The organism is Corynebacterium pygosceleis (assembly GCF_016595275.2).
In the GTDB taxonomy this organism is placed as follows: domain Bacteria; phylum Actinomycetota; class Actinomycetes; order Mycobacteriales; family Mycobacteriaceae; genus Corynebacterium; species Corynebacterium pygosceleis.
On the sequence record NZ_JAENIQ020000003.1, the window covers coordinates 290,100 to 315,565 of the forward strand.

22 protein-coding genes are annotated in these 25,466 nt (G+C 65.8%); 17 read left to right on the forward strand and 5 right to left on the reverse strand.

Annotated features, from left to right (window positions below):
- Nucleotides 1-745: 745 nt before the first annotated feature.
- From argS to JIM94_RS07815, 3 genes are all read left to right on the forward strand, one after another.
- Nucleotides 746-2,398: an arginine--tRNA ligase gene (gene argS, locus JIM94_RS07805; RefSeq protein ID WP_200251518.1), complete on the forward strand. Its 1,653-nt coding sequence runs from the start codon at nucleotides 746-748 to the stop codon at nucleotides 2,396-2,398.
- Nucleotides 2,399-3,877 (forward strand): diaminopimelate decarboxylase, encoded by a 1,479-nt coding sequence (gene lysA, locus JIM94_RS07810; RefSeq protein WP_200251520.1) that lies wholly within the window; start codon nucleotides 2,399-2,401, stop codon nucleotides 3,875-3,877.
- Between the two features lie 171 nt (nucleotides 3,878-4,048).
- Entirely contained in the window at nucleotides 4,049-4,537 is a 489-nt protein-coding gene (locus JIM94_RS07815) for a hypothetical protein (RefSeq protein WP_200251522.1), read from the forward strand.
- Between the two features lie 348 nt (nucleotides 4,538-4,885).
- Here JIM94_RS07815 and JIM94_RS07820 read toward each other — a convergent pair whose 3' ends face one another.
- On the reverse strand, nucleotides 4,886-5,494 hold the full coding sequence (locus JIM94_RS07820; RefSeq protein ID WP_200251523.1) for a hypothetical protein: 609 nt from the start codon (nucleotides 5,492-5,494) through the stop codon (nucleotides 4,886-4,888).
- 340 nt (nucleotides 5,495-5,834) lie between these two features.
- Nucleotides 5,835-6,149, reverse strand: a complete 315-nt coding sequence (locus JIM94_RS07825) for a hypothetical protein (RefSeq protein WP_200251526.1) — start codon at nucleotides 6,147-6,149, stop codon at nucleotides 5,835-5,837.
- A gap of 638 nt (nucleotides 6,150-6,787) precedes the next feature.
- On the opposite strand from JIM94_RS07825, the gene JIM94_RS07830 reads away from it, so the two are divergent.
- From JIM94_RS07830 to thrB, 3 genes are read left to right on the forward strand one after another with little or no spacing between them, the layout of a single operon-like run.
- Nucleotides 6,788-8,125, forward strand: coding sequence for a homoserine dehydrogenase (locus JIM94_RS07830; RefSeq protein WP_200251529.1), 1,338 nt, complete (start codon nucleotides 6,788-6,790; stop codon nucleotides 8,123-8,125).
- 4 nt (nucleotides 8,126-8,129) lie between these two features.
- Entirely contained in the window at nucleotides 8,130-9,212 is a 1,083-nt protein-coding gene (gene thrC / locus JIM94_RS07835) for a threonine synthase (RefSeq protein WP_200251531.1), read from the forward strand.
- A 5-nt stretch (nucleotides 9,213-9,217) separates the two neighbouring features.
- On the forward strand, nucleotides 9,218-10,141 hold the full coding sequence (thrB, locus tag JIM94_RS07840) for a homoserine kinase (RefSeq protein WP_200251534.1): 924 nt from the start codon (nucleotides 9,218-9,220) through the stop codon (nucleotides 10,139-10,141).
- Between the two features lie 93 nt (nucleotides 10,142-10,234).
- Here thrB and JIM94_RS07845 read toward each other — a convergent pair whose 3' ends face one another.
- The 3 genes from JIM94_RS07845 to JIM94_RS07855 form a co-directional block, all read right to left on the reverse strand.
- A complete protein-coding gene (locus JIM94_RS07845) occupies nucleotides 10,235-11,359 on the reverse strand; it encodes an ABC transporter ATP-binding protein (protein WP_200251537.1) in 1,125 nt (374 codons plus the stop codon).
- 179 nt (nucleotides 11,360-11,538) lie between these two features.
- Nucleotides 11,539-11,832: a DUF2249 domain-containing protein gene (locus JIM94_RS07850; protein ID WP_200251541.1), complete on the reverse strand. Its 294-nt coding sequence runs from the start codon at nucleotides 11,830-11,832 to the stop codon at nucleotides 11,539-11,541.
- 123 nt (nucleotides 11,833-11,955) lie between these two features.
- Nucleotides 11,956-13,671 (reverse strand): long-chain fatty-acid--CoA ligase, encoded by a 1,716-nt coding sequence (locus JIM94_RS07855; protein ID WP_200251544.1) that lies wholly within the window; start codon nucleotides 13,669-13,671, stop codon nucleotides 11,956-11,958.
- Nucleotides 13,672-14,215: 544 nt separating this feature from the next.
- Between JIM94_RS07855 and rho the strand changes: the two genes are divergently transcribed.
- The 11 genes from rho to atpA all read left to right on the forward strand — a co-directional run bounded on the left by rho (nucleotide 14,216) and on the right by atpA (nucleotide 25,416).
- Complete coding sequence (rho, locus tag JIM94_RS07860; protein WP_200251546.1) at nucleotides 14,216-16,264, forward strand: transcription termination factor Rho; 2,049 nt, start codon at nucleotides 14,216-14,218, stop codon at nucleotides 16,262-16,264.
- Between the two features lies 1 nt (nucleotide 16,265).
- A complete protein-coding gene (gene prfA / locus JIM94_RS07865) occupies nucleotides 16,266-17,339 on the forward strand; it encodes a peptide chain release factor 1 (RefSeq protein WP_200251549.1) in 1,074 nt (357 codons plus the stop codon).
- Between the two features lie 23 nt (nucleotides 17,340-17,362).
- On the forward strand, nucleotides 17,363-18,205 hold the full coding sequence (gene prmC / locus JIM94_RS07870; RefSeq protein ID WP_248703003.1) for a peptide chain release factor N(5)-glutamine methyltransferase: 843 nt from the start codon (nucleotides 17,363-17,365) through the stop codon (nucleotides 18,203-18,205).
- Nucleotides 18,206-18,238: 33 nt separating this feature from the next.
- Nucleotides 18,239-18,889 (forward strand): L-threonylcarbamoyladenylate synthase, encoded by a 651-nt coding sequence (locus tag JIM94_RS07875; RefSeq protein WP_200251562.1) that lies wholly within the window; start codon nucleotides 18,239-18,241, stop codon nucleotides 18,887-18,889.
- A 1-nt stretch (nucleotide 18,890) separates the two neighbouring features.
- Nucleotides 18,891-20,066, forward strand: coding sequence for a glycosyltransferase family 4 protein (locus tag JIM94_RS07880; RefSeq protein ID WP_200251565.1), 1,176 nt, complete (start codon nucleotides 18,891-18,893; stop codon nucleotides 20,064-20,066).
- 10 nt (nucleotides 20,067-20,076) lie between these two features.
- Complete coding sequence (locus tag JIM94_RS07885; protein WP_200251568.1) at nucleotides 20,077-20,508, forward strand: Cg1360 family ATP-synthase-associated protein; 432 nt, start codon at nucleotides 20,077-20,079, stop codon at nucleotides 20,506-20,508.
- 516 nt (nucleotides 20,509-21,024) lie between these two features.
- Nucleotides 21,025-21,837, forward strand: coding sequence for a F0F1 ATP synthase subunit A (atpB, locus tag JIM94_RS07890; RefSeq protein ID WP_200252168.1), 813 nt, complete (start codon nucleotides 21,025-21,027; stop codon nucleotides 21,835-21,837).
- 171 nt (nucleotides 21,838-22,008) lie between these two features.
- The gene (locus JIM94_RS07895) at nucleotides 22,009-22,251 is read left to right on the forward strand and encodes an ATP synthase F0 subunit C (protein WP_198735644.1); all 243 of its coding nucleotides are present in this window, start codon (nucleotides 22,009-22,011) and stop codon (nucleotides 22,249-22,251) included.
- Nucleotides 22,252-22,300: 49 nt separating this feature from the next.
- Nucleotides 22,301-22,879 (forward strand): F0F1 ATP synthase subunit B, encoded by a 579-nt coding sequence (locus JIM94_RS07900; RefSeq protein WP_200251571.1) that lies wholly within the window; start codon nucleotides 22,301-22,303, stop codon nucleotides 22,877-22,879.
- Nucleotides 22,880-22,884: 5 nt separating this feature from the next.
- Nucleotides 22,885-23,703, forward strand: a complete 819-nt coding sequence (locus JIM94_RS07905) for a F0F1 ATP synthase subunit delta (protein WP_200251574.1) — start codon at nucleotides 22,885-22,887, stop codon at nucleotides 23,701-23,703.
- Between the two features lie 69 nt (nucleotides 23,704-23,772).
- Nucleotides 23,773-25,416 (forward strand): F0F1 ATP synthase subunit alpha, encoded by a 1,644-nt coding sequence (gene atpA / locus JIM94_RS07910; RefSeq protein ID WP_200252170.1) that lies wholly within the window; start codon nucleotides 23,773-23,775, stop codon nucleotides 25,414-25,416.
- The last annotated feature ends 50 nt before the right edge of the window (nucleotides 25,417-25,466 follow it).

Below are 25,466 nucleotides of genomic sequence, written 5' to 3' on the forward strand. Positions count from 1 at the left end.
ACGGTGTGTTCATTTCGAATCTTATGGGGGTGCTCCCGTCGATTCCGGGGAATCGGAGGGAAAATTGTGTCGAATCAGAAATTCTCCTTCCCTCTGATGTCTGTGTCGGGGGAGTGTCGCGGCGCCCGGTGCTGCATCTGTGCACTGAGATCACTTATCGAAGCGTGTTCGCGTGCCCTGCTTCGGAGGCGGGGGAGTGTGCGCGACCGTGAACCCCCGGGGGTGATTTGGGTGGGTGGAGCGATGACGTGCATCTTTTTGGCGGTCTAATGAAAGGGGTGGGGTCCGGTCGTCGGTGTGTCCGGCCGGTCCCGGCCCGGGGTCGGGAGCGGGTTGGATGAAAGTACCTTCCGGGGAGGGCTTGAAGTTAACTGCGTTACACTCGTGGAGTTTGCCGGTTGCACGGGGGTGATAACGGGTGCTTAACGTGTACTCAGCGTGTGTGAAAGCTGTGAATATTCCGCCCTCGACACCTCTTTTTAGGGGGTGTTAAACCGCCTTTTTCGCGTCCGGTGACGGACCTGTCGGTCGTTTGTCGTTGTTTTGACACCCCCTGTGGGTGCGTCAGGTGACAGCTGTGTGCCGTTGCGTCGCCGGTGCGTCGGCCGTTGCGCCGCCCGGACGCGCGGCCCCGTTCCCCGCCCCTCCGGCGGTCTCCGGCGTCCGGTTCCCCTTCCGGTGGCTCCGGTGGTGGGTGGATGATGGTGCGTCGATGGTGCGGAGTGGACTGATAGCATGACTGACCGTGACTCCATCAGATCTCGCCGCCCTCATAAAGACCACGGCCACCGACGTGCTGGACGCCCGTGGCCTCGACTCCTCACTGCTTCCCGAGCAGATCACCGTCGAGCGTCCGCGCAATCCCGAGCACGGTGATTACGCCACGAACGTGGCGATGCAGACGGCGAAGAAGGTGGGGACGAACCCGCGGGAGTTCGCCACCTGGCTCGTCGCCGCGCTCGTCGAGTCGGACGCGATCGATGAAGCCGACGTCGCGGGCCCCGGCTTCATCAACATCCGTCTCGCCGCTGACGCGCAGGGCAGGATCGTCGAGGAGATCCTCGCCGCGGGGGAGAACTACGGTAACGGCGACATCGTCGCCGGGCGTCGCATCAACCTCGAATTCGTCTCCGCCAACCCGACCGGCCCCATTCACCTCGGTGGTACCCGCTGGGCCGCGGTCGGAGACTCACTGGGGAGGGTCCTCACGGCCTGTGGCGCCACCGTCACCCGCGAGTACTACTTCAATGACCACGGCACCCAGATCGACCGCTTCGCCCGTTCCCTCGTCGCCGCGGCCAAGGGGGAACCCACCCCCGAGGACGGATACGGCGGTGCCTACATCACCGAGATCGCGGACGCCGTGAAGAAGGAGGTCCCGGGAATCCTCGAACAGGATCCCGCCACCGTGCAGGAGACCTTCCGCGCCCACGGAGTGGAGATGATGTTCGCCCACATCAAGAGCTCGCTCCACGAGTTCGGCACCGACTTCGACGTTTTCTTCCACGAGAACTCCCTGTTCGACTCCGGTGCCGTGTCACGGGCCGTCGAGATGCTCAAGGAGAACGGCAACCTCTACGAGGCGGACGGTGCCTGGTGGCTCAGGTCCTCCGCCTTCGGGGACGACAAGGACCGCGTCGTCATCAAATCGGACGGTGACGCCGCCTACATCGCCGGTGACATCGCCTACGTGGTGGACAAGATCGAGCGCGGACACGATCTGTGCATCTACATGCTGGGCGCCGACCACCACGGGTACATCGCCCGGCTCAAGGCCTCCGCGGCGGCACTCGGATACGATCCGGACAGTGTCGAGGTGATGATCGGCCAGATGGTCAGCCTGGTCAAGGACGGCGAGGTGAAGAAGATGTCCAAACGCGCGGGCACCGTCATCACCCTCGACGATCTCGTCGAGGCCATCGGCGTCGACGCCGCCCGCTACGCCCTGATCCGTTCCTCCGTCGATTCCACCCTCGACATCGACATGGACCTCTGGTCGTCCCAGTCGAGCGACAATCCCGTCTACTACGTCCAGTACGGACACGCCCGACTCTGCTCCATCGCGAGGAAGGCCGCGGAGCTCGGCGTCGGGTACACCGGAGCCGATCTCTCCCTGCTGACCGAACCCCGGGAAGGTGACCTGATCCGTACCCTCGGGGAGTTCCCGGCCGTGGTCACCGCTGCGGCGGAACTCCGTGAACCCCACCGCGTCGCCCGCTACGCGGAGCAGCTCGCGGGAACCTTCCACCGTTTCTACGACACCTGCCAGATCCTGCCGCGTGGTGGAGAGGAGACGGAGCCCGTGCATGCCGCCCGACTCGCACTCGCCGCCGCCACCCGTCAGACCGTCGCCAACGCACTGCGGCTCGTCGGCGTCACGGCACCGGAGCGGATGTAGATGAACCGCCGGACCGAACCTTCGCTCGAACGCCGCGCCATCGCGGGAATCTCCGACGGCGGATTCGACTCCGTCGAGAAGCGTGCCGCGGCATCGGCATCGTCGACCCCCGCCACCTCCGCGCTCGCCGACAGCTTCAACGGGTTACCCGGACACGTCTGGCCGCGGAACGCCCGACGCCAGGATGACGGTGTCGTGACCGTCGCGGGCGTCCCACTCCCGGAGATCGCGGAAACCTACGGTACGCCCGTGTTCGTCGTCGACGAGGACGACTTCCGTTCCCGGTGCCGCGACATGGCCGAGGCCTTCGGCGGCGGGCACAACGTCCACTACGCCTCCAAGGCGTTCCTCACCCGCACGATCGCCCGTTGGATCGATGAAGAGGGGCTCTCCCTCGACGTCGCGTCCCTGGGGGAACTGCAGGTGGCACTGGCCGCCGGGTTCCCGGCGTCCCGCATCACCGTGCACGGCAACAACAAGACCGACACGCTCCTCCGAGCGAGTGTCACAGCCGGTGTCGGACACGTCGTCCTCGACTGCGCCGAGGAGATCGGCCGACTCTCCGCCATCGCGGTGGAGGAGGGTGTCGTCCAGGAGGTCCTCGTCCGGGTCAAGCCGGGTATCGAGGCGCACACCCACGAATTCATCGCGACCAGCCACGAGGACCAGAAGTTCGGGTTCTCCCTGGCCTCCGGCTCCGCGCACGCCGCATGCCTCGCCGCCGTCGACGCGGAAAACCTGAAACTGGTCGGGCTCCACTGCCATGTCGGTTCACAGGTCTTCGACGCCCAGGGGTTCTCCCTCGCCGCGGAGCGCCTGCTCGGTCTGATGGGGGAGCTGAAGCGCGACCTCGATCCGGAGGACGCATCCGCGGCGGTGTCGATCCTCGACCTCGGCGGCGGATACGGCATCGCCTACACGGAGGGACAGGACCCGCTCGACGTCCCGGAGGTCGCCGCGACCCTGCTGCGGGAGGTCACCACGCACGCCGAGTCCCTGGGACTCACCCCTCCGGAGCTGCTCGTCGAACCCGGTCGTGCGATCGCCGGCCCGTCAACGGTGACCGTCTACACGGTCGGTACCGTCAAGGACGTCCACACCGCCCAGGACTCCACCCGTCGCTACCTCTCCGTCGACGGGGGAATGAGCGACAACATCCGTCCCGCGCTCTACCAGGCGGAATACGAGGGGCGGGTGGTCAACCGTTTCGTCGACGGTGAGGGCATCTCGACCAGGGTCGTCGGTTCCCACTGTGAATCCGGGGACATCCTCCTCAGTGACGTCATCTACCCGGACGACATCACCGCCGGGGATCTGCTCGCGATCGCCGGAACCGGTGCGTACTGCTACGCGATGAGTTCCCGGTACAACATGTTCACCCGCCCGGCCGTCGTCACGGTCCGCGCGGGGCGAACCCGACTCATGCTGCGCCGGGAGACCCTCGACGACCTGCTGTCCCTCGAGGACGGGCAGTTCTGACGCACCTTCCGTTGTTGTCCGCGGGAGGGCGGTTACGTAAACTGACCGGGCACCGCCGTTGTTTTCCGGGGGAGATTGTCCTCCGTGAACCGGCCGACCGCGGATACGGAGCGGTTTGTGCGGATAGATTTAGTACATAGTCCACGGAAACAGAAGAAAGTGGTTATCTCCATGACGACACCGAACAACCCCGGAAACAACGTCCCCTCCGGTGACGGCTACCCGCAGCAGGGCGCAGCCTACGGCGGATACCCCGCAGCTTCCTCCGCCCCCGCGAAGAACGCCATCGCACCGTGGGCTCTGGGGGTCTCCATCTTCGCCATCGTGCTCTGCTGGGTTCCGCTGCTCAACTGGCTCCTGGCACTCGCGGGCATCGTGCTGGGCGTCATCGGCATCGTCAAGGCCGGGAAGATCGTCAGCGCCAAGAACGGGAAGGGCATGTCCATCGCGGCCGTCGTGATCTCCGTCGTGGCCATCGTCGCGAGCATCGTTCTCGGAATGCTCGTCTTCAAGGCGGCCGAGGAATTCGTCGGTGAGGAGAACCTCCAGCGGATCCAGGAGTGCAACGCCCTCCCGACCGCCGAGGAGCGCGATGAGTGCATCGAGAAGATCGGAAACGAGATCTTCGAGGAAGAGAACGCCACGACGTCCACGAACTGAGTGCCGCGGGAGGTGCCATCCCCGGTCGGAAACCAGATCTGACGGCCGGGGCGGTGTCACACAGAAACCCGGGCGGAACCTTTCACCGGTTCCCGCCCGGGTTTCTGCGTGTCCGGCACGGACACCGGTCCCGGATTCTCCCGGATGCAACGGACAGGTCACCGGCGGCGACCTGTCCCCCGGGGAGACCGGGGGAAGTGCCCGGGACGGGTCTCGTGGGCCCTGTACCGGCAGACTCTGGACCCGACGGAAAAAGGACCGTCCCCGCACATCATCAGGTGCGGGGACGGTCCTTGCCGTGAGCTTCGTGTCACGGCACCCGCCCGATGGCGGGTGCCCGTCTGTTTCCTAGCGGAACAGGGGAGCGATCAGGTGGTTCTGAACGGCCCAGTTGTAGGCGAAGCTGAAGACCATGGCGAGAGCACCGAGGCCCAGAACCAGCTTGAAGCCGCCCTGTGCGTTGGCGTCGGAGCTGTTCTTGCTGTCGGAAGACTTCATGTCCTTGGAGGAGTTGTTGTCACCCTTCACGCTGGAACCGGTGTTGCCCTCGGAGGAACCGAAGGTCTTCTTGATCTTGGCGGTGATGTCGTCGACGGAGGAACCCTCGTGTGCGGGCTGCTCGGCGTCACCGTCGGCGGGCTCGCCGGCGGTCGCGGAGGAACCGAAGGCGCCCTTGGCCTTGTCGAGTCCACCCTTGACGGAGGAACCGGACGTGCCGTCCTCGTCCTTGGAGGAGCCCAGGGCATCCTTGATCTTGGCGGTGATGTCGTCGACGGAGGAGCCGGACTTGTTGCCGCCCTCAACCTCGGCGTCAGCCTTCACGGAGGATCCGCTGCTGTTGGTGGTGGCATTGACGTTGGCATCGGCTTCGGCGGCGACGGCGGAACCGGTGCCTGCGAGCAGTGCTAGGGAGGCGGCGGCTGCGACGGCAGCGGAGGTGAAGCGACGGTTCATCATGAAGAAAATCTCCTGTAGAAGTTTCGGGTGCATCAGACCCGGCGGGTGGACCCGACGGATACGAAAGTGCGGTACCGGCTGGATGGCCGGACGGGTGTCGGCGAACAACCGGAAAAAGAACAGTTGCAGCACGTACAGGGAGACTATCGGTCGAACGGCGGGAGTATTACGTGAACCGGGGAAAAATCCGGATTTTCTCGAAAAAATCCCCGAAATACCAGGTGACGTGCCGTCCCTGATGCAAGCTGGTTCCCGCTCCCCCGGGACGGGGACACGGAAGGGCCCGGCTCCGGGACGACACTCTCGTGTTCCGGAGCCGGGCCCTGCGGGGTGCCGTGGATCAGCGGGGAGCGGGCAGTGTGATCGGCTGTCCCTGGATGAGATTCTGGGAGACCGCGAAGTTGTAGACGCCGGCGATGACCGCGCCCCAGATGGCGACGTGGATGACGGTTCCGATGAGGCCGGCCCCGACGGCCGAACCCTGGAGGGCCGAGCCTGCGGCTTCAGGATTGGTTGCGGCACTGGTCAGGGCACCGATGGTGCTCGTTTCGGCGCTGGTGTTGGCGTCAGCGGCCGCCACCGAGGTGCCGCCGGTGATCAGGGCGAGAGACGTGGCGGTCGCGATGATGCCACGGCGGAGACGGTTTGCATTCATGAGAGACTCCTCGATTCAGGGTGTTGACCGGTGTGTCCCCGTCGGAACGGGGCCCGCAGAAACATGTCCGGTGGGTGTGCACGTGTATCCGGAGGGACAGGGCGGAAAACAGGTGATCCACTGGGTGATGTACGGGTATTTCGCATTTTAACGGGTTTTGACACGGAAAATAGGCGATGTTCCGTGGTTCTTCGTGGCCGACTTTTTCATTCTTTTCCCTTTTTGGAATAAATGCAGGTCGGAGTGGTTTAATTAAGGTCTCATGTGCTGATTCGGCACCTATTTTGAGCGCATAACCATAGGAACTTATGGCACACGTTCGGGTGTGGTTCCGGGCTCTCCGGATTTCAGGTACGGTGATTTTTCCGGAGAACGGGTGGCGTGGTCGGGTGTCCGGCCGGCGGTGTGCCCGCTTCAGGGGTCGGTGACGTAGACGGGCCCAACCGAAAGATCATCTGAATGGTGGGGGCGGGGTGACGGTGGTCCGGCGGTGAATGGCCCGGTGGGGTCTGTCTATGATGGCGGGGTACGCCTTGACGCGTCCCGGTCCGCCGGGAGCGTTCTCTCCCGGCGGACCGAAAAGAGTGCGTCGGTAGGGTGCCGGCACAGCACACTCACGAGAACCCACATGGAGCACCATGACCGTCAAAGATCAGCCAAGCTACAACCCAGGCAAGGGGGAGGGCAGCCCGGTGGGCGTGGCTCTCCTCGGCCACGGAACCGTCGGTAGCGAGGTGTTCCGGCTTCTCCGGGACAACTCGGACGAGTTCACCCACCGGGTCGGCGGCCCACTCGAGATCAAGGGCGTCGCGGTCGGCGACCTCGACAAGCACCGCGATTCGGTCGGCGAGGAACTGCTCACCACAGACGCCATGGGCCTGATTCAGCGGGATGACGTCGATATCGTCGTCGAGGTGATCGGTGGCATCGACTACCCGCGTGAACTCGTCCTGGCTGCGCTCAAGGCCGGAAAATCGGTGGTCACCGCGAACAAGGCGCTCGTCGCGGCGCATTCCGCGGAACTCGCGGAAGCCGCCGATGCGGCGGGCGTCGACCTCTACTTCGAGGCTGCGGTCGCCGCCGCGATCCCCGTCGTCGGACCGCTCCGGCGTTCCCTCGCCGGTGACCGGGTCGAATCCGTCGCCGGAATCGTCAACGGCACCACGAACTTCATCCTGGACGCCATGGATTCCACCGGTGCCTCCTACGATGACATGCTCGCGGAGGCCACCAGGCTCGGCTACGCGGAGGCTGACCCCACCGCCGACGTCGAGGGGCACGACGCGGCGTCCAAGGCCGCCATCCTGGCGTCCCTGGCCTTCCACACCCGGGTCACCTACGAGGACGTCCACTGCGAGGGGATCTCGTCGATCACCGCCCGTGACATCGAGGCCGCCCGCTCCGCCGGTTACACGATCAAGCTGCTGGCGATCTGCGAGCGGATCACCGGCGACGGCGGCACCACGAAGGTGTCCGCGCGTGTCCACCCCACCCTCGTACCCCGGGATCATCCGCTGGCGAGTGTCACCAAGAGCTTCAACGCCGTGTTCGTCGAGGCGGAGGCCGCCGGGCGACTGATGTTCTACGGCAACGGTGCGGGGGGTTCCCCGACCGCGTCCGCCGTACTCGGCGATCTCGTCGGTGCGGCCCGGAACAAGGTCCACGGTGGACGTGCACCGGGTGAGTCCACCTACGCGAACCTCCCCGTCGCGCAGTTCGGCGAGGTGACCACCAGGTACCACGTCGACATGGAGGTCGAGGACCGTGTCGGTGTGCTCGCCGATGTCTCACGGGTCTTCTCCGACGCGGGGATCTCCCTGCGTACGGTCCGGCAGGAGGAGAGCGGGGACGCGGCCCGCCTCGTCGTCGTGACGCACTCCGCGCGCGAGGCCGATCTGTCCGAAACAGTCGAGACGCTCAAGAAGCTCGACGCAGTGAAAACCGTCAACAGTGTTCTTAGACTGGAAGGTGAATGATCCAATGAGCTCCAACAATCCTGTCCACCGTGGTTGGCCCGGCCTGATCGAGGCGTACCGCGACCGCATGCCGGTGGCCCCGGAGTGGAAGGCGGTCACCCTCCAGGAGGGCGGCACCCCGCTGCTGAAGGCCCACCACATCTCGGAGATCACCGGCTGTGACGTCTACCTCAAGGTCGAGGGACTCAACCCGACGGGTTCGTTCAAGGACCGCGGCATGACCGTCGCCGTCACCGACGCCGTGGCCAACGGCAAGAAGGTGCTCATGTGCGCCTCCACCGGAAACACCTCCGCCTCCGCGGCCGCCTACGCCACCCGCGCGGGCATCAAGTGCTCCGTGCTCATCCCCGAGGGCAAGATCGCCCAGGGCAAGCTCGCCCAGGCGGTCATGCACGGTGCGGAGATCATCCAGGTGCGCGGAAACTTCGACGACTGCCTCGAACTCGTCCAGAAGACCACCACCGAGTACCCCGAGATCGCCCTGGTCAACTCCGTCAACCCCATGCGCATCGAGGGACAGAAGACCGCGGCCTTCGAGATCGCCGACGTCCTCGGCGACGCGCCGCACATCCACGCCCTGCCCGTCGGCAACGCCGGCAACATCACCGCCTACTGGAAGGGCTACACCGAGTACTTCAACGACGGAGTGACCACCCGCCGTCCCCGGATGCTCGGGGTCCAGGCCGCCGGTGCCGCACCGCTGGTCAACGGTGAGCCCGTCACCAACCCGGAGACCATCGCGACCGCCATCCGGATCGGCAACCCGGCGTCCTGGCACTCGGCCGTCGCCGCCCGCGACGAGTCCGACGGAGTGTTCCGGTCCGCCACCGACGAGAAGATCCTCGAGGCCTACCGCCTCATCGCCGGAAAAGAAGGCGTCTTCGTCGAACCCGCCTCCGCCTCCTCCGCCGCAGGTGTTCTCGCCGCGCACGAGGAGGGGTGGCTCGAGCCCGGTCAGACCGTCGTCTGCACCGTCACCGGCAACGGCCTCAAGGATCCCACGACCGCGCTGCTCCAGATGCCGGAGCCGACCCCCATCGACGTCGACCCCGCCGCCGTGGTCGAGGCGCTCGGTCTGAGGGCGTGATCCCTGTGGGCACCGCACTTCCCGTCGGCAGGACCGCACACGTCACCGTCCCGGCGTCCTCCGCCAACCTGGGGCCGGGATTCGACACCCTCGGACTCGCGGTGGCTCTCTACGACCACGTCGACGTCGAGGTCACCGACTCCGGACTCGAGGTCACCGTCGAGGGACAGGGGGCGGGGGAGGTCCCCCTCGATGAACGGCACCTCGTCGTGCGGGCGGTTCGTGCCGGTCTCGACGCCGCGGGGGTCACGGCCCCCGGTCTCAGGGTGACCTGCCGCAACTCCATTCCGCAGTCGCGGGGGCTCGGTTCCTCCGCTTCCGCGGCCGTCGCCGGTGTCGCCGCAGCGAACGGCCTCGCGGGTTTCGTCCTGGATGACGCCACCGTCGTCCAACTCGCCAGTGACTTCGAGGGGCATCCCGACAACGCCGCGGCCAGTGTTCTCGGCAGCGCGATAGTCGGCTGGACAGAGGTGCCCGTCGACGGAACGACGAAGCCCCAGTACCGGGCTGTCCGTATCCCCGCTGACGCGCGGATCCGGGCCACCGCACTGGTTCCGGACTTCCGGGCGTCGACGCAGGCCGTCCGACAGGTGCTCCCCAGCGATGTGACGCACATGGACGCACGGTTCAACGTCTCCCGGTGCGCGGTGATGACCGTCGCCATCCAGCATCACCCGGAACTCCTCTGGGAGGGGACCCGGGACCGGCTGCACCAGCCCTACCGGGCGGATGTCCTCCCGGTGACGGCGGAGTGGGTCAACCGGCTCCGCAACCGTGGTTGGGCGGCCTACCTCTCCGGCGCGGGTCCCACCGTGATGGTGCTGTCGACGGAACCGGTCGACCCCGCGATCCTCGATCAGGCCAGAGCCGATGGACTGGTCGTCCATGAACTCGAGGTCGCCGGTCCCGTCGAGGTGACGGTCGACTGATCGGGCGACCGTCCGGGGAGAAGAAACGGGTGGGGCGAAGAGACGGTGTCTCTTCGCCCCACCCGTTTTCCGGGCCGGTGGGACCGGCCACCGTCAGCCGATGCGTTCGCCGGTTGCCGCGCTGAAGCAGTGCTGCTGGTCCTCCCGGATCCGGACATGGATCGTCTCGCCCCGGTTGGGGGCGGTACGCGGGGGGATCCGGACGATGATGGGGGAGTCTGCGGATTCCCCTCCGGCCCCGACCGCCGGATCAGCGGCTCCCGCGAGGTGACCGTAGACGTAGGCGTCCGATCCCAGTTCCTCCACCAGATCCACGACGACGGGAATGGTGCTGCCCGGCCGCTCGGCGACGACCTCGAGGCTCTCCGGCCGGAAACCGACGGTGATCCGGCCCTCATCCGCCCCGGTGATCGCCGCGACCGTCGTCCGGGGCAGCCGCACCGAAGCTGAACCGAGAATCACCTCGTCGCCGTCGACTCGGAAGGTCCCGAGGTTCATCGCCGGCGATCCGATGAACCCGGCGACGAACCGGTTGGCCGGGCGGTCGTACATCTCCTGCGGCGTCCCGCACTGCTGGAGGACACCATCCTTCAGCACGGCGATCCGGTCACCCATCGTCAGTGCCTCGGTCTGGTCGTGCGTCACGTACACGGTGGTGACACCGAGATTGCGTTGCAGCGACGCGATCTGGGTACGGGTCTGTACACGGAGTTTGGCGTCGAGGTTGGACAGTGGTTCGTCCATCAGGAAGACCTGGGGTTTCCGGACGATGGCCCGCCCCATGGCCACCCGCTGCCGCTGCCCACCGGACAGCGCCTTCGGCTTCCGGTCCAAAAACGGTTCCAGACCGAGGATCCCGGCGGCCTCGTTCACCCGTCGGGCGATCTCGTCCTTCGGGGTCTTGGAGATCTTCAGGGCGAACCCCATGTTCTCCCGGACGGTCATGTGCGGATAGAGCGCGTAGTTCTGGAACACCATCGCGATGTCCCGGTCCTTCGGCAGTACCGACGTGACATCGCGGTCGCCGATGAGGATACGGCCGGAATTCACCTCCTCCAGCCCCGCCAGCATCCGCAGCGACGTGGATTTCCCGCAGCCGGACGGGCCGACGAGAACGAGGAACTCACCGTCCTCGATGTGCAGATCAAGCCCGTCGACCGCCGGATGGTCGGCCCCCGGGTAGATGCGACTGGCCTTGTCGAAGGTCACTGTAGCCATGGTTCTCAATCCCTCCACCGGCAGGTACGTGCCGGACGATCCGAGTGGAGTACCGCCCCGGCAGTGTGACCGGGGATGCACCGACCGCACGGTGTCGTGCGGATCACCTCATGATGCCACAGGCCTGTCCGTACGGGGATGTGTACAGGTGTGACCCGGTGGTACCGGGGGTACCGGGATCAGGACACGCGGGTGAACCTGATCCGCCATTCGTCCGGTCCCTGCCGGAGGAACCTCATGTCGAAGGACTCCTCCCGCGCGGCGATCTCGTTGAGCAGGGGAACGGGATTGTGCGGGGCGACGAGGATCAGGGCGCCTCCGACCGCGAGGGTCCCCAGTGCACCGTGGATCGCTCCGTGGCGGATGGCGTGGGGGATCGCTGCGGCGTCGAGCTCCGGGACTGGGACGTCCCCGTCACCGCAGCCGCAGGAGCCGGTTTTCTCCGTGAGGGGTAGTTCTTCCCTTGGGTGCATCGTGGTCCTTCCCGTGGAGCTGCGTGTGTCCCACCACGTATGGTAACCCCGGGTCGCCCGGCCGCCACCGGTGTGCTGTGCGCCGGTGACGGCCGGGCGTGTCGGGGGCGCGAGGTTCCGACGTCAGTTCTCGCCCGGGCCCCTGAGCCGGATGACCTCGAAGTCGCCGTCCGCGAGGTGTTTCCGCAGATCCTTCTTGTCGAACTTGTCCACGCTGGTGCGGTCGATCTGTTCGACGAACGTCCAGTACTCGGGGAGCATCCACGCGGGCAGTTTCTCGCGGAGGGTGTCCCGGAGGCGTTCGGCGGTGCCCCTGTCCGGGGTGACCCCCGGGTACAGCACGGTGACCGCCAGGGGACGTTCCCCCCACTTGTCGTCCGGGTATCCGATGACGGCGGCCTCGACGACCTCCTCCGACTCCATGACCATGTTCTCGAGCTGAACGGAGTAGATCCATTCCCCGCCCGACCGGATCACGTCCCGGGCCCGGTCCTCGATGGTCAGGAACCCGTCCTTCGTGACCGATCCGACGTCGCCGGTGCGGAGCCATCCGTCATCGGTGAACTTGTCGGCGGCGTGGCCGACGTCCGCACCACGGAAACTCTGTGCGAGACCGCCCCGGTCCTCCTCGGGTGAATGGTAGTAGGAGGCGGTGACCCAGTTACCGCGAACCTGGATCTCGCCCTGGTTACGGTCGGTTCCCGTGACCTCACGGCCGTCACTGACCACCCGGTACTCGAGGGAGGCGGGAAATCTGCCCTGACTGATCCGGTAGGTCCACCTGGCCTGGCCCGAGGCGCCCATGGGCGGGCGGGCGACGGTCCCGATGGGGGAGGTCTCGGTCATGCCCCAGATGTGGATGACGTCGACACCGTAGCGTTCCTCCCACATCTTGATGAGGATGGGCGGGACGGGGGAACCGCCGGCGAAGATCTCCTGGAGACTCATGCGCTCCGGGGGATTGGAGAGATAGTGCACCATGAGTGAGATCCACAGCGTGGGGACACCGGATGCGGCGCGCGGGTGCGTGGTCGAGATGATCTTCGCGAGGGTCGGGGCCGAGAGATCCGGCCCCGGGAGGATCATCGGGGCCCCCGACATGAACGCGGAGACCGGGACCCCCCAGGACAGCACGTGGTAGATGGGGACACAGCAGAGGAAGGGGATACCGTGGCTGACCGCGAAGCTGTCGGTGGTCCGCAGGCTCATGGAATGCAGGTAGATGGACCTGTGCGAGTAGACGACGCCCTTCGGTGCCCCGGTCGTCCCCGTCGAGTAGCAGATCGCCGCGGCGGTGTGCTCATCGAGCACCGGCCAGTCGAAGAACGTCGGGCGTCCGTCGATGAGTGACTCGTAGGAGTGGAGCCGTATGTGACCGGGGAGATGCCGTGCGAGGGGGTCGGTGTCCTGGAGTCCGGTCACGATGACGTCGGTCACCCGGGGACAGTCGGCCAGGATCCGGCCCAGTTTGGGGATGAGCCGGGGGTCGGAGATGATGACCCGGTCATCGGCGTGATTGATGATGTGCGCGATCTGGTCCTCCATCAGCTGCTTGTTCAGCGGATTGAAGACCGCTCCCATGCAGCTGACCGCGAACAGCGACTCGAGGTGCTCCGCGCAGTTGTACATGAATGTGCCGATGCGCTGGTCCGAATCGATGCCGATCTCGTCGCGGAGGGCGTTGGCGAGCGCCGCGGACCGGGCACCGATGTCGCGGAACGTCACCGAGGTGGGTTCACCGTTGTCCCAGCTCGTCACCGTCGACGAGCCGTGGACGGTGGAACCGTACCGCAGGATCCTGGCCAGCGACATCGGGATGTCGTGCATCGTACTCAGCATGGTCACCACCTTAACCGGGGCCGACGTGCGGCGGGGGGCGCACGGTGTGCGCGGGGAGGGGGAGACCACCCCGGCGTCATCGCGACGACCGGAACGACGGGTGCGGTGGCCGGTGTGGGCGTATCTGCGCCGGATGCGCTAAAGTGGTGGATTGAACCGACAGGTTAGAGAAGTGTGACCGCCAGGGTCAACGAGTTGACGGGGAACAGAGCAGAATCGTCGGTTGAGACAACTGCTTCTCCGCACTCCCTCCCAGGGCCGCACACTCATGGGGCCGGAACAGTGATCCGGGCCCGGTAACACAGCTTCCATGACGGGGCCCGGCGGCACGCACGCGGGGCAATCCGGGCGAAGCACCCAGACAAGTCCGAAGCAGAGCTTCATCCGTTCCCGGTGTGTCCGCGGGCATCCCGTTCGGTGCCCGGGGCCGTCGCCGGTTCTGCGAGGACTGACATTTTCCGTGAAAAGCTGCCGGCAGCAACTTCTGCCCAGTGGTGTGTGACACCACCTGACCTGTGCCGGTACAGCGATTGAAAGGACTTTCGTGACCGATACGGACAACGCCAACAAGGATCTCGCCTCGTTCAAACTGACCGAGTTGCGCCAGATGGCCCAGAAACTCGGTATCCGGGGTATCTCCGGCAAGCGCAAGGGGGACCTCATCGAGGCCATCCGTGGCGCGGGTGGACAGAACCGGGCCCCGGTGGCGGCCGCACCGGCCGTCGAACAGGGGGAGGAGAGCCCGGAGGCGTCCGAGGGCGCCCGTCGCCGCCGTCGGGTCACGACCCCGACGATAACTCCCGGGGACACCACGGCGGAGTCGGCGGAGCAGGGGGGAAACACCCCGGAGCAGGATGCGCGCGGTCAGGATGACCGGGCCCGTTCCCGGGACACCGGACGCGGGGACGAGGCTTCCGGGGACAACGGCGGGGACGGTGACGATGACGGGCACTACGAGTCACGTGCCGCAGCCCGTCGGGCACGGCGCAACCGTGCCCGCCAGCAGCGCAAGGGGGGCCGTGACAACAACGGTGACGGTTCCCAGCAGCATGACGACGATGACGGCGGTCGTGGCGGCAACCGTCGAAACAACGGCCACGACGACCGGGACGGTGACAACGGCAACGGCCGTAACAACCGGCGCGGAAACAATGACGACCGGGACTCCGACAACGGCAACGGTCGTGGCGGCAACCGTCGGGACCGCAACCGCGGCAACGGCGGAAACAACGACGACCGTGACTCCGACAACCAGGGCGGGACCGGCAACCGTCGGGACCGCAACCGGGACGACAGTGACGGGGGTGGTCGGGGCAACCGCCGCAACCGCCGCAACCGTCGGGACCGCAACCGCGGCAACAACGACAATCACGGTCACAACCACGGCAACGACGATTCCCGGGACGACGACGTGTTCTCACCCGTCGGCGGGATCCTGGACATCGTCGACAACAACCTCGCCTTCGTCCGGACGACCGGCTACCACGCGGGCCCGGCGGACGTCTTCGTCCCGCAGCAGATGGTGCGCAAGTTCGGCCTGCGTGCCGGTGACGCGATCACCGGCCAGGTGAAGATGCGTGCCGACGGTCAGCCCGCCAACCAGCACAGCGGTGGCGGTCGGAACCGACAGAAGTACAACTCGCTCGTCCGGGTCGACACCGTCAACCAGATGAGCCCCGAGGAGGCCCGCAAGCGCCCCGACTTCTACAAGCTCACCCCGCTCTACCCGAACAAGCGACTGCGCCTCGAGACGGATCCGAAGATCCTGACCACGCGTCTGATCGACCTGATCATGCCCATCGGCAAGGGGCAGCGTGCGCTGATCGTCTCCCCGCCGAAGGCCGGTAAGACGACGATCATGCAGAACATCGCCAACGCGATCGCGACCAACAACCCGGAATGCCACTGCATGATCGTCCTCGTCGACGAGCGGCCCGAGGAGGTCACCGACATGCAGCGTTCGGTGAAGGGTGAGGTCATCGCCTCCACCTTCGACCGCCCGCCGAGCGAGCACACCGCCGTCGCGGAGCTCGCCATCGAGCGTGCGAAGCGGCTCGTCGAGGAAGGCAAGGACGTCGTCGTCCTGCTCGACTCGATCACCCGACTGGGGCGTGCCTACAACAACAGCTCCCCGGCGTCCGGGCGCATCCTCTCCGGTGGCGTCGATTCGAACGCGCTCTACCCGCCGAAGCGTTTCCTCGGTGCGGCGCGGAACATCGAACAGGGTGGATCGCTCACGATCATCGCGACCGCCATGGTCGAGACCGGTTCCGCCGGCGATACCGTCATCTTCGAGGAGTTCAAGGGCACGGGCAACGCCGAGCTCAAACTGGACCGGAAGATCTCCGAGCGTCGGGTGTTCCCGGCGGTGGACGTCAACCCGTCCGGCACCCGTAAGGATGAGCTGCTGCTCGCCCCGGAAGAGGCACGTCTGATGCACAAACTGCGTCGGATCCTGTCGGCCCTGGACAATCAGCAGGCCATCGACCTGCTGATCAAGCAGTTGAAGAAGACGAAGTCCAACGCGGAGTTCATGATGCAGATCGCCTCCTCGGCGCCGATGGCGTCCGACGGCGAGGAGGAGTACTCCTAAGATGTCGAACCAGATTTCCGCCGTCGACGACATTCTGTCCGAGTACCAGGGCCTCGAGGCTCAGCTCGCCGACCCTGAGCTCCACAACGATCCGTCGGCCGCCCGCAGGGTCGGCAAGCGCTATTCCCAGCTGCAGCCGATCATCCGGGTCCACGATGAACTGTCCGCCGTCCGGGGTGACCTGGAGGCCGCGCGTGAGATGGCGCACGAGGACTCCGAGTTCGCCGCCGAGGCTGAGCGGCTCGCGGAGCGTCAGGTTGAACTCGAGGAGAAGCTCGCCGATCTCCTCGCACCCCGTGACCCCCACGACGCCGATGACATCGTCATGGAGATCAAGTCCGGTGCAGGCGGTGAGGAAGCGGCCCTCTTCGCCGGCGAGCTCGCCAGGATGTACCAGCGCTACGCCGAGAAGCACGGCTTCGTCACCGAGATCCTCGGACTCAGTGAGTCCGACCTGGGCGGAGTCAAGGACATGACCTTGTCCATCAAGTCGAAGCAGCCTTCCGCGGACGGCGCGTGGAGCGTGTTCAAGTTCGAGGGCGGTGTCCACCGTGTCCAGCGTGTCCCCGTCACCGAATCCCAGGGGCGCATCCAGACCTCGGCGGCCGGTGTCCTGGTCTACCCGGAACCGGACGAGGTGGAGGCCGTCGAGATCGACGACAAGGACCTCCGCGTCGACGTCTACCGCTCCTCGGGCAAGGGCGGGCAGGGCGTCAACACCACCGACTCCGCCGTCCGCATCACCCACCTGCCCACCGGCATCGTGGTGACGTGTCAGAAGGAACGCTCCCAGATCCAGAACAAGGCCCGTGCCATGCAGGTCCTCGCCGCCCGTCTGCAGCAGCAGATGGAGGAGGCCGCTGACGCGGAAGCCGCCGAGGGGCGCGCCGCGCAGATCCGCACCATGGACCGCTCGGAGCGGATCCGCACCTACAACTGGCCGGAGAACCGGATCAGCGATCACCGGATCGGGTACAAGTCCAACAACCTCGACACCGTCCTCAACGGTGATCTCGAGGACCTGTTCACCGCGCTCCAGACCGCGGAACGCAACGCCCGTCTGGAAGCTGAGTAGAGGACCTCGAGGTGCGGAGAACGGTGACCGTCGCAGTGCGGGACGCTGCGGCGGTCCTCGCCGCATCAGGCGTCGAGACCCCGCTCGTCGATGCGCAGCTCATCGCGGCGCACCTGCTCGGCTGTGGGCGCATGGATCTCTTTCTCCGGGGTGACGACCCGGTACCGGACGGCTTCGACGATCTCGTCGTACGGCGGGCACGGCGGGAACCGCTCCAGTATCTCACCGGCACCGCACCCGTCGGCGCCCTCGACCTCGCGGTCGGTCCCGGGGTGTTCATCCCCCGTCCGGAGACCGAACTGCTCGCGGAGTGGGGGACGGGTGTGCTCGCCGACCTGTCCCGTCCCGTCGTCGTCGATCTCTGCGCCGGATCCGGAACCCTGGCGCTCTCCGTCGCCACCTCGATACCGGACGCAGAGGTCACGGCCGTGGAGATCGATCCGGCGGCACTGAGGTGGACGCGGCGCAACATCGCCACGTACGCACCCCGGGTGCAGCTCGTCGAGGGTGACGCCACCGACCCCGACATCCTCCCCGATCTCCACGGCAGGGTGGACCTGGTTCTGTCGAATCCGCCCTATGTGCCGGAGAACGGGGCCGGCACCGTCCCGCCTGAGGTGGAACACGATCCCCACCACGCCGTGTTCGGGGGAGCGGACGGAATGTCCGTCATCGTCCCTATGCTGGACACCGTGCACGTACTGCTGCGCACCGGTGGACGCTGCGGAATCGAGCACGACGATTCCACGGGCGGTACCGTGCGGGAAGCCCTCGCCGGTCACGGTGGTTTCGGAGACATCCGTACACACCGGGACCTGGCCGGTCGGGAGCGGTTCACCACCGCGGGTAGACTCGATCAGAGCTGAACGAGGTTCCACCCGGAAAGAGAGAACAGACCAGTGAGCCGGATCTACAACTGCCTGAATCCCGATGACCGAGTCCACGGCCTGACCGCGGCCGTGAGTTCGGTCAAGGGTGGTGGTCTCGTCGTGTTACCGACGGACACCCTCTACGGAATCGGATGCGACGCCTTCGACAACCGCGCCGTGGCCGACCTGCTCCGGGCGAAACACCGGGGTCCGGACATGCCGGTCCCGGTCCTGGTCGGCAGCTGGGACACGGTCCACGGACTCGTGCGGGACAATCAGCCGGCCGCCCGGACCCTGATCGAGGCGTTCTGGCCCGGTGGGCTGTCGATCGTCGTCGCACAGGCACCGAGCCTGCCGTGGAACCTCGGGGACACCAGGGGGACGGTGATGCTCCGCATGCCGCTGCACCCTGTCGCGATCGAACTTCTCCGGGAGACCGGACCGATGGCCGTGTCGAGCGCGAACATCTCGGGACAGGCCCCGGCCACGACGGCGGAGGAGGCGCGACGACAGCTGGGCACCACCGTCTCGGTGTATCTCGACGGTGGAACCTGTCCCTCCGGTCAGCCGTCGAGCATCGTCGACCTCTCGGGGCATCGGCCCCGGTTGCTCCGTGAGGGGGCGGTCCCCGCCGCCCGGATCGCGGACGCACTGGGTGTCGCTCCGGAGAGTCTCAGCTGACATGGGGTCCGGAGGGGCGGGCGTACCCCTGCGTGAACTCGGTCTGGTTCTGCTGGTCGCCTGCGCGGTGACGTACCTGACGACGGGGGTCATCCGGCATGTCCTCGTCCGCGCGGGCAAGGTGGATCCGGTCCGGGACCGGGACGTGCACAAGCATCCCACGCCCCAGATGGGCGGTATCGCCATGTTCTCGGGTTTTCTGGCGGCGGTGTTCGTCGCGCAGCAGCTGCCCGCCCTCAACCGGGGGTTCCAGCCGATCACCCCGGAGATGGGGGCGGTGGTCTGCGCGGGATTCGTCATCGTGATGGTGGGAATCCTCGATGACTTCCTGGAACTCGACGCCCTGACGAAGCTCATCGGTCAGACCCTGGGGGCGGTCGTGATGAGTCTGATGGGCCTCACCTGGACACTCATCTATCTTCCGTTCGGTGGCGGAACCACCGTCGTGCTCGATCAGGTGCTGTCCACGGTACTGACGGCTTTCGTCACGGTGTCGTTGATCAACGCGTTGAATTTCGTCGACGGCAGCGACGGTCTGGCGGCTGGGGTCGGACTCATCACAGGTGGTGCGATCCTCACGTTCGCCCTGACCATTCTCCACGATCAGGGTGGCGCGGTGTCCGCCTACCCGCCCGCGATCATCGGGGCCGGACTCGTGGGCATGTGTCTCGGATTCCTCCCCCACAACTTCGCACCGGCCCGGATCTTCATGGGGGACACCGGGAGCATGTTGATCGGTCTGCTGCTGGCCGCCGCCTCGACCTCGGCCTCGGGCAAGATCAATCTCTCGTTGTACGGTGTCGCCGACGTGTTCGCCGTCATGGCACCGGTGATCGTCGCGGCCGGTTGCGTCGGGGTCCCGCTCGCGGAACTCAGCATCACCGTGTTCCGGCGACTGCTGACCGGCCAGTCCATGGCTGTGCCGGACAAGAACCATCTGCATCACCAGCTGATGCGGCACGGGCACACTCCGCGGCAGGTCGCGCTGGCGATCTATCTGTGGACGTTCGCGGTGGCCTTCGGGGCGGTTGCGTTCACCGTGTTCCCGGTGCGGGACGCGGTCATCGGTTTCCTCTTCGCGCTGACCCTGGCGTTCATCGCGACGGTGGCACCCGTCCTGGACAAACGTCAGCGGGACCGGGATGTCACGACTGAACCGCCGTCCCGGGTGGCGTAGGATTCGGTCCGTGAGTGAAAAGAAGGTGTCCCCCGAATCGCAGTACGACGACCAGCGCGCCCCGCTCGTCCGGGCCGCGAGACTGGGGGCGGCGGCTCTGACCGGGACCACGTTTCTGTTCGCGGCACTGTGGGGCGTGGTCGACGGAACCCCCGGTGTGTGGGGTGTTCTGCTCGGTGCCGTTGTCGGGGGTGGGTTCCTGCTGATGACCGTCGTCAGCGTCCTGGTCACGAGCGGCACCTCGCCGTCGACGACGGTCGCCGTGGTGCTCGGGAGTTGGCTGCTGAAGCTCGTGGTCCTCCTCGTGGTGCTGTTTGTCCTGCGGGACCTGGACTTCTATTCCCGGCGTGCACTGTTCGCGATGATCGTCGTGGCGATCATCGCGGTGATCGGCTCGGAGACCTGGGGAATAGTGCGGAGCCGGACGACGTACGTCTCCTGACCGGCCCGGTACACCCCACGGCTGCCCGGACGGTGTTCCGCTCCGGTCCGTTCCACCCGTGGAGGGGTTCGCGATCGGGGGAAGCGGGTCCGTCCGAACGGGTACCGTACGTCACATCGTGGCGCGGCGTCAGGTACCCCCGTCAGCCTTCCGCAGCGGTCATGTGACAGAGCTTACAGGTGAGTATTTTCCCCGTTGAACGGGTGTCTGCTGCCGCTGTTTCGCGGGTGTGGTGGGCACCCCCGGGGCATTCTTCGGTAAACGTACCCGGCACCTGATAGTCTGATCCCCGGGTCCACGGAGCCACTGTGCCGACATGCTTTCGTCCGCACGGTCGCGCCGCTCTCCGGGCGGCGTGTCCACTGACGCGGGCCCCAGTGATCACCGCGATGATGTGCGACGGAGTCCGCGGTCGATCCAGGTACTTTTCAGACGTCCATCGCACCGCACCCAGAGGCAGAAACGTCGGGTGCGGCCCGAACACGGGAGAGAACGCTGAGCGTTATGACACTGTCCATGAAGGGTGAGTTCCACAAACCCGACCTGGACCAAGAATTTTTCCCGGGGTACGTGAATGAGCACGGGGACGTCGTGAACCTCTGGTTCCACGACTTCCTCAACGGCGCATTCGCACTCGACCGTCTGATGTTCGTCCGCCTGCTCATGGCGGTCCTGCTCGTCGTCTTCTTCGCGGTTGCCATGCGGAATCCCAAGCTGATTCCGTCCCGGCTGCAGAGCGTGGGGGAGATGGGCCTTGATTTCGTCCGGATCCACATCGCCGAGGAGATCCTCGGTAAGCGGGAGGGCCGTCGCTTTCTGCCGTTGCTGACGGCCATCTTCTTCACCGTCTTCGCGATGAACCTCCCGTCGGTGGTCCCGGGTCTGAACATCTCTCCGAATGCTCGAATCGGTATGCCGCTGACGCTGGCGATCGTCGGCTACATCGCGTTCATCTACGCCGGTGTGAAGCGTTACGGCTTCTTCAAGTACGTGAAGTGCTCGACGGTGGTTCCTAATCTTCCGCCGTTACTCCACGCACTGACGATCCCGATCGAGTTCTTCTCGACGTTCGTCATGCGGCCGGCCACGCTGACACTGCGTCTCATGGCCAACATGCTCGCTGGTCACCTCATTCTGGTTCTGCTGTTCTCCGCCACGAACTTCTTCTTCTGGCAGCTGAACGGCTGGACCGTCCTGAGTGGTGTGACCCTCCTTGCCGGAGTCGCTTTCACGTTGTTCGAGCTGCTGGTCATCTTCCTGCAGGCGTACATCTTCGCGCTCCTCTGTGCCGTCTACATCGAACTGTCGTTGCACGCGGACGAACACTGACAATCCCGCCGCCCTCGGGCGGCGGGTGGTCCGTGGTTCCGGGTATCCGGCACGACGGACCGGCACCGGCCCAGGCCGGGGCGAAAAAACGGTCAACTGAATACCCCACAATCATCACCTCGCCCGGAAGAACATGAACCTTCCGGGCTCAAGAAAGGGAACGACACACCAATGAACGAGATCATCCTCGCGCAGGAAGCCGCCGCCACCTCCTTCTCCGGTTTCGGCGCCATCGGCTACGGCCTCGCCGCGATCGGCCCCGGCATCGGCATCGGCATCCTGGTCGGCAAGACCCTCGAGGGCATGGCCCGCCAGCCCGAGATGGCCGGCCAGCTGCGTACCACCATGTTCCTGGGTATCGCCTTCGTGGAGGCCCTCGCCCTCATCGGCCTCGTCGCCGGCTTCTTGTTCTGATCCACTGAACAGCGAAGAACCACGCCGACAACGAAAGCTGTGAGGACCTATGACTAACCACCTTTACCACCTTGCCGAAGGTGGCGCGGAGCACGGTAATCTGCCGCTGAGCGGCCAGATTTCGCCGCTGCTCCCGTTCACCTACGACATGGTCTGGTCGGCGCTGTGCTTCATTGTCATCCTGATCGGCTTCTGGAAGTTCGTTCTTCCGAAGGCCCGCGAAGTGCTCGTCGAGCGCGAGGACCGCATCAAGGGCGGCATCCAGCGCGCCGAGGCCGCGCAGGCGGAAGCCAAGGCCGCCCTCGAGAAGTACAACGCCCAGCTCGCTGAGGCACGTGCTGAAGCGGCGCAGATCCGTGAGGATGCGCGCACCAAGGGCAAGCAGATCATCGAAGACATGAAGACCCAGGCCACCGAAGAAAGCAACCGAATCATCGAGTCCGGTGAGAAGCAGCTGATGGCTCAGCGTGAGCAGGTCATCACCGAGCTGCGCCGCGAGATGGGACAGAACTCGATCAACCTGGCCGAGCGTCTGCTCGGTGAGCAGCTCGGCGACAACGTCAAGCGCTCCGGGACGATCGACGCGTTCCTCTCCGATCTCGACACCGTGGCCCCGGCAGGAAAGTGAGCGACATGCACGCAGCGAGCCGCGAGGCATTGGCGAAGGCGACGCGCAATCTGGACACGATCCTGTCCGGCCAGGGTAACGCCGTGGCCACCGCCGCACAGACCGGAACCGAGCTTTTCGACGTCGTGGAGATCCTCGACGGAGACCGCGCCCTGCGTGTCGCTGCCGCGGAGGTCTCGAACCCCGCTGAGCAGCGCGTGGGCCTGGTTCGGGAGGTGTTCGGCGGCAAGGTCTCCGACACCACCCTCAAGGTCCTCGGAGATGCGGTTGAACTGAACTGGTCCACCCCCCGTGAGATGCGGGAGGGCCTTGTCGAACTGGGCCGTCGCGCACTGCTGGAGGCCGCCCGGAGCCAGGGGCAGTTGGAGCAGGTGGAGGACGAGCTTTTCCGGCTGTCCCGCATCCTGACCGATCAGCCCCGGCTCACCCAGCTCCTCGACGACCGTACGGCGACAGCCGACGCGAAGCGGGGACTGCTGGCGGGTGTTCTGTACGGCAAGGTCACCCCGGTGACCGAGGCACTCGCGCTGCAGGCGATCACCCGACGTGACCACGGTCCCGTCCAGGACATCGCGGCACTGAGCGCGCTGGCCGCCGACATGCAGAACCGGACGGTCGCCCACGTGGTCGCCGCGACCCGGCTCACTGCGGAGCAGGAGCAGGGTCTGAAGGACAAGTTGGGCACGATCTACGGTCGTGAGATGTCCATCCACTCTGAGGTTGACCCCAGCCTCCTCGGTGGTGTGGTCGTCCGCGTCGGTTCGGAAGTCATCGACGGTTCCACTTCAGGCAAGCTTCAGCGCCTGCGGTCGAAACTGCCGTGACCGGCGCCGACTACGACCAGGAGAACTAGACAAATAATGCTGGAAGAAACAACCGAGAGCAGGAAGAACATGGCGGAGCTGACGATCTCCTCCGACGAGATCCGTAGCGCGATTGAGAATTACACCTCGAGCTACTCCCCGGAGGCCTCCCGTGAGGAGGTCGGCGTGGTCATTTCGGCGGCTGACGGTATCGCCCAGGTTTCGGGCCTCCCGTCAGTGATGACGAATGAGCTGCTCGAGTTCCCGGGCGGCGTCATCGGCGTCGCACAGAACCTCGACACCGACCGCGTCGGCGTGGTTGTCCTGGGTAACTACGAAAGTCTCAAAGAGGGCGACGAAGTTAAGCGGACCGGAGAGGTCCTGTCCATCCCGGTCGGCGACAAGTTCCTCGGCCGCGTTATCAACCCCCTGGGTGAGCCCATCGACGGCATGGGTGCCATCGAAGCAGAAGAGGACCGTGTCCTCGAGCTTCAGGCCCCCTCCGTGCTGCAGCGTCAGCCCGTCGAGGAGCCCCTCCAGACCGGCATCAAGGCCATTGATGCGATGACCCCGATCGGCCGTGGTCAGCGTCAGCTGATCATCGGTGACCGTAAGACCGGCAAGACCGCGGTCTGCCTGGACACGATCCTGAACCAGAAGGCCAACTGGGGGTCCGGCGACGAGAAGAAGCAGGTCCGCTGCATCTACGTCGCCATCGGACAGAAGGGTTCCACCATCGCCGGAATCCGGAAGACCCTGGAGGAGCACGGTGCCCTGGAGTACACGACGATCGTCGCGGCTCCCGCATCCGACTCCGCCGGTTTCAAGTGGCTCGCACCCTTCGCCGGTGCCGCCCTGGGACAGCACTGGATGTACAAGAACAAGCACGTCCTGGTCATCTACGATGACCTGACCAAGCAGGCTGAGGCATACCGTGCCATCTCCCTGCTGCTGCGCCGCCCGCCGGGCCGCGAGGCCTACCCGGGTGACGTCTTCTACCTGCACTCCCGTCTGCTGGAGCGTGCCGCGAAGCTGTCCGATGACATGGGTGCCGGTTCGATGACCGCTCTGCCGATCATCGAGACCAAGGCCAACGACGTCTCGGCCTTCATCCCGACCAACGTCATCTCCATCACCGACGGCCAGGTCTTCCTGGAGTCCGATCTGTTCAACCAGGGCGTTCGCCCCGCCATCAACGTCGGTGTCTCCGTCTCCCGTGTCGGTGGTGCCGCACAGACCAAGGGCATGAAGAAGGTGTCCGGTTCACTGCGTCTGGACCTCGCCTCCTACCGTGACCTGGAGGCCTTCGCGGCCTTCGCGTCCGATCTGGATCCGGCGTCCAAGCGTCAGCTGGAACGCGGTCAGCGTCTCGTCGAGCTGCTCAAGCAGTCCGAGAACAACCCGATGGCGGTCGAAGATCAGATGGTGTCCATCTGGCTCGCGGGCGAAGGCCACCTCGACAACGTTCCCGTCGAGGATGTCCGTCGCTTCGAGACCGAACTCCACGAGTACCTGCACGGCAACGCCAGCGAGGTCTACGACCAGATCGCCGGTGGTGCAGCGTTCTCCGACGAGTCGAAGGAGATCCTGGTGTCCGCGACGGAGGACTTCAAGCGCACCTTCCAGACCACGGACGGCACCCCGGTGATCAACGAACCCGAGGTCGAGGCAATGGCGGAGGGCGATCTGAAGAAGAACAAGATCACGGTCTCCCGCAAGTCAGCCAAGAAGTAGGGTCGTGACACGCACCATGACCGTCCTAGGAAAAGAAGGGAGGCGATAGA

What these genes read in the sequence shown, in the direction of transcription:
- lysA (WP_200251520.1), top strand. Translation starts at nt 2,399, where the DNA reads ATGAACCGCCGGACCGAACCTTCGCTCGAACGCCGCGCCATCGCGGGA.
- JIM94_RS07815 (WP_200251522.1), top strand. Translation starts at nt 4,049, where the DNA reads ATGACGACACCGAACAACCCCGGAAACAACGTCCCCTCCGGTGACGGC.
- JIM94_RS07820 (WP_200251523.1), bottom strand. Translation starts at nt 5,494, where the DNA reads ATGATGAACCGTCGCTTCACCTCCGCTGCCGTCGCAGCCGCCGCCTCC.
- JIM94_RS07825 (WP_200251526.1), bottom strand. Translation starts at nt 6,149, where the DNA reads ATGAATGCAAACCGTCTCCGCCGTGGCATCATCGCGACCGCCACGTCT.
- JIM94_RS07830 (WP_200251529.1), top strand. Translation starts at nt 6,788, where the DNA reads ATGACCGTCAAAGATCAGCCAAGCTACAACCCAGGCAAGGGGGAGGGC.
- thrC (WP_200251531.1), top strand. Translation starts at nt 8,130, where the DNA reads ATGAGCTCCAACAATCCTGTCCACCGTGGTTGGCCCGGCCTGATCGAG.
- JIM94_RS07845 (WP_200251537.1), bottom strand. Translation starts at nt 11,359, where the DNA reads ATGGCTACAGTGACCTTCGACAAGGCCAGTCGCATCTACCCGGGGGCC.
- JIM94_RS07850 (WP_200251541.1), bottom strand. Translation starts at nt 11,832, where the DNA reads ATGCACCCAAGGGAAGAACTACCCCTCACGGAGAAAACCGGCTCCTGC.
- JIM94_RS07855 (WP_200251544.1), bottom strand. Translation starts at nt 13,671, where the DNA reads ATGCTGAGTACGATGCACGACATCCCGATGTCGCTGGCCAGGATCCTG.
- prfA (WP_200251549.1), top strand. Translation starts at nt 16,266, where the DNA reads ATGTCGAACCAGATTTCCGCCGTCGACGACATTCTGTCCGAGTACCAG.
- JIM94_RS07880 (WP_200251565.1), top strand. Translation starts at nt 18,891, where the DNA reads ATGGGGTCCGGAGGGGCGGGCGTACCCCTGCGTGAACTCGGTCTGGTT.
- atpB (WP_200252168.1), top strand. Translation starts at nt 21,025, where the DNA reads ATGAAGGGTGAGTTCCACAAACCCGACCTGGACCAAGAATTTTTCCCG.
- JIM94_RS07895 (WP_198735644.1), top strand. Translation starts at nt 22,009, where the DNA reads ATGAACGAGATCATCCTCGCGCAGGAAGCCGCCGCCACCTCCTTCTCC.
- JIM94_RS07900 (WP_200251571.1), top strand. Translation starts at nt 22,301, where the DNA reads ATGACTAACCACCTTTACCACCTTGCCGAAGGTGGCGCGGAGCACGGT.
- JIM94_RS07905 (WP_200251574.1), top strand. Translation starts at nt 22,885, where the DNA reads ATGCACGCAGCGAGCCGCGAGGCATTGGCGAAGGCGACGCGCAATCTG.
- atpA (WP_200252170.1), top strand. Translation starts at nt 23,773, where the DNA reads ATGGCGGAGCTGACGATCTCCTCCGACGAGATCCGTAGCGCGATTGAG.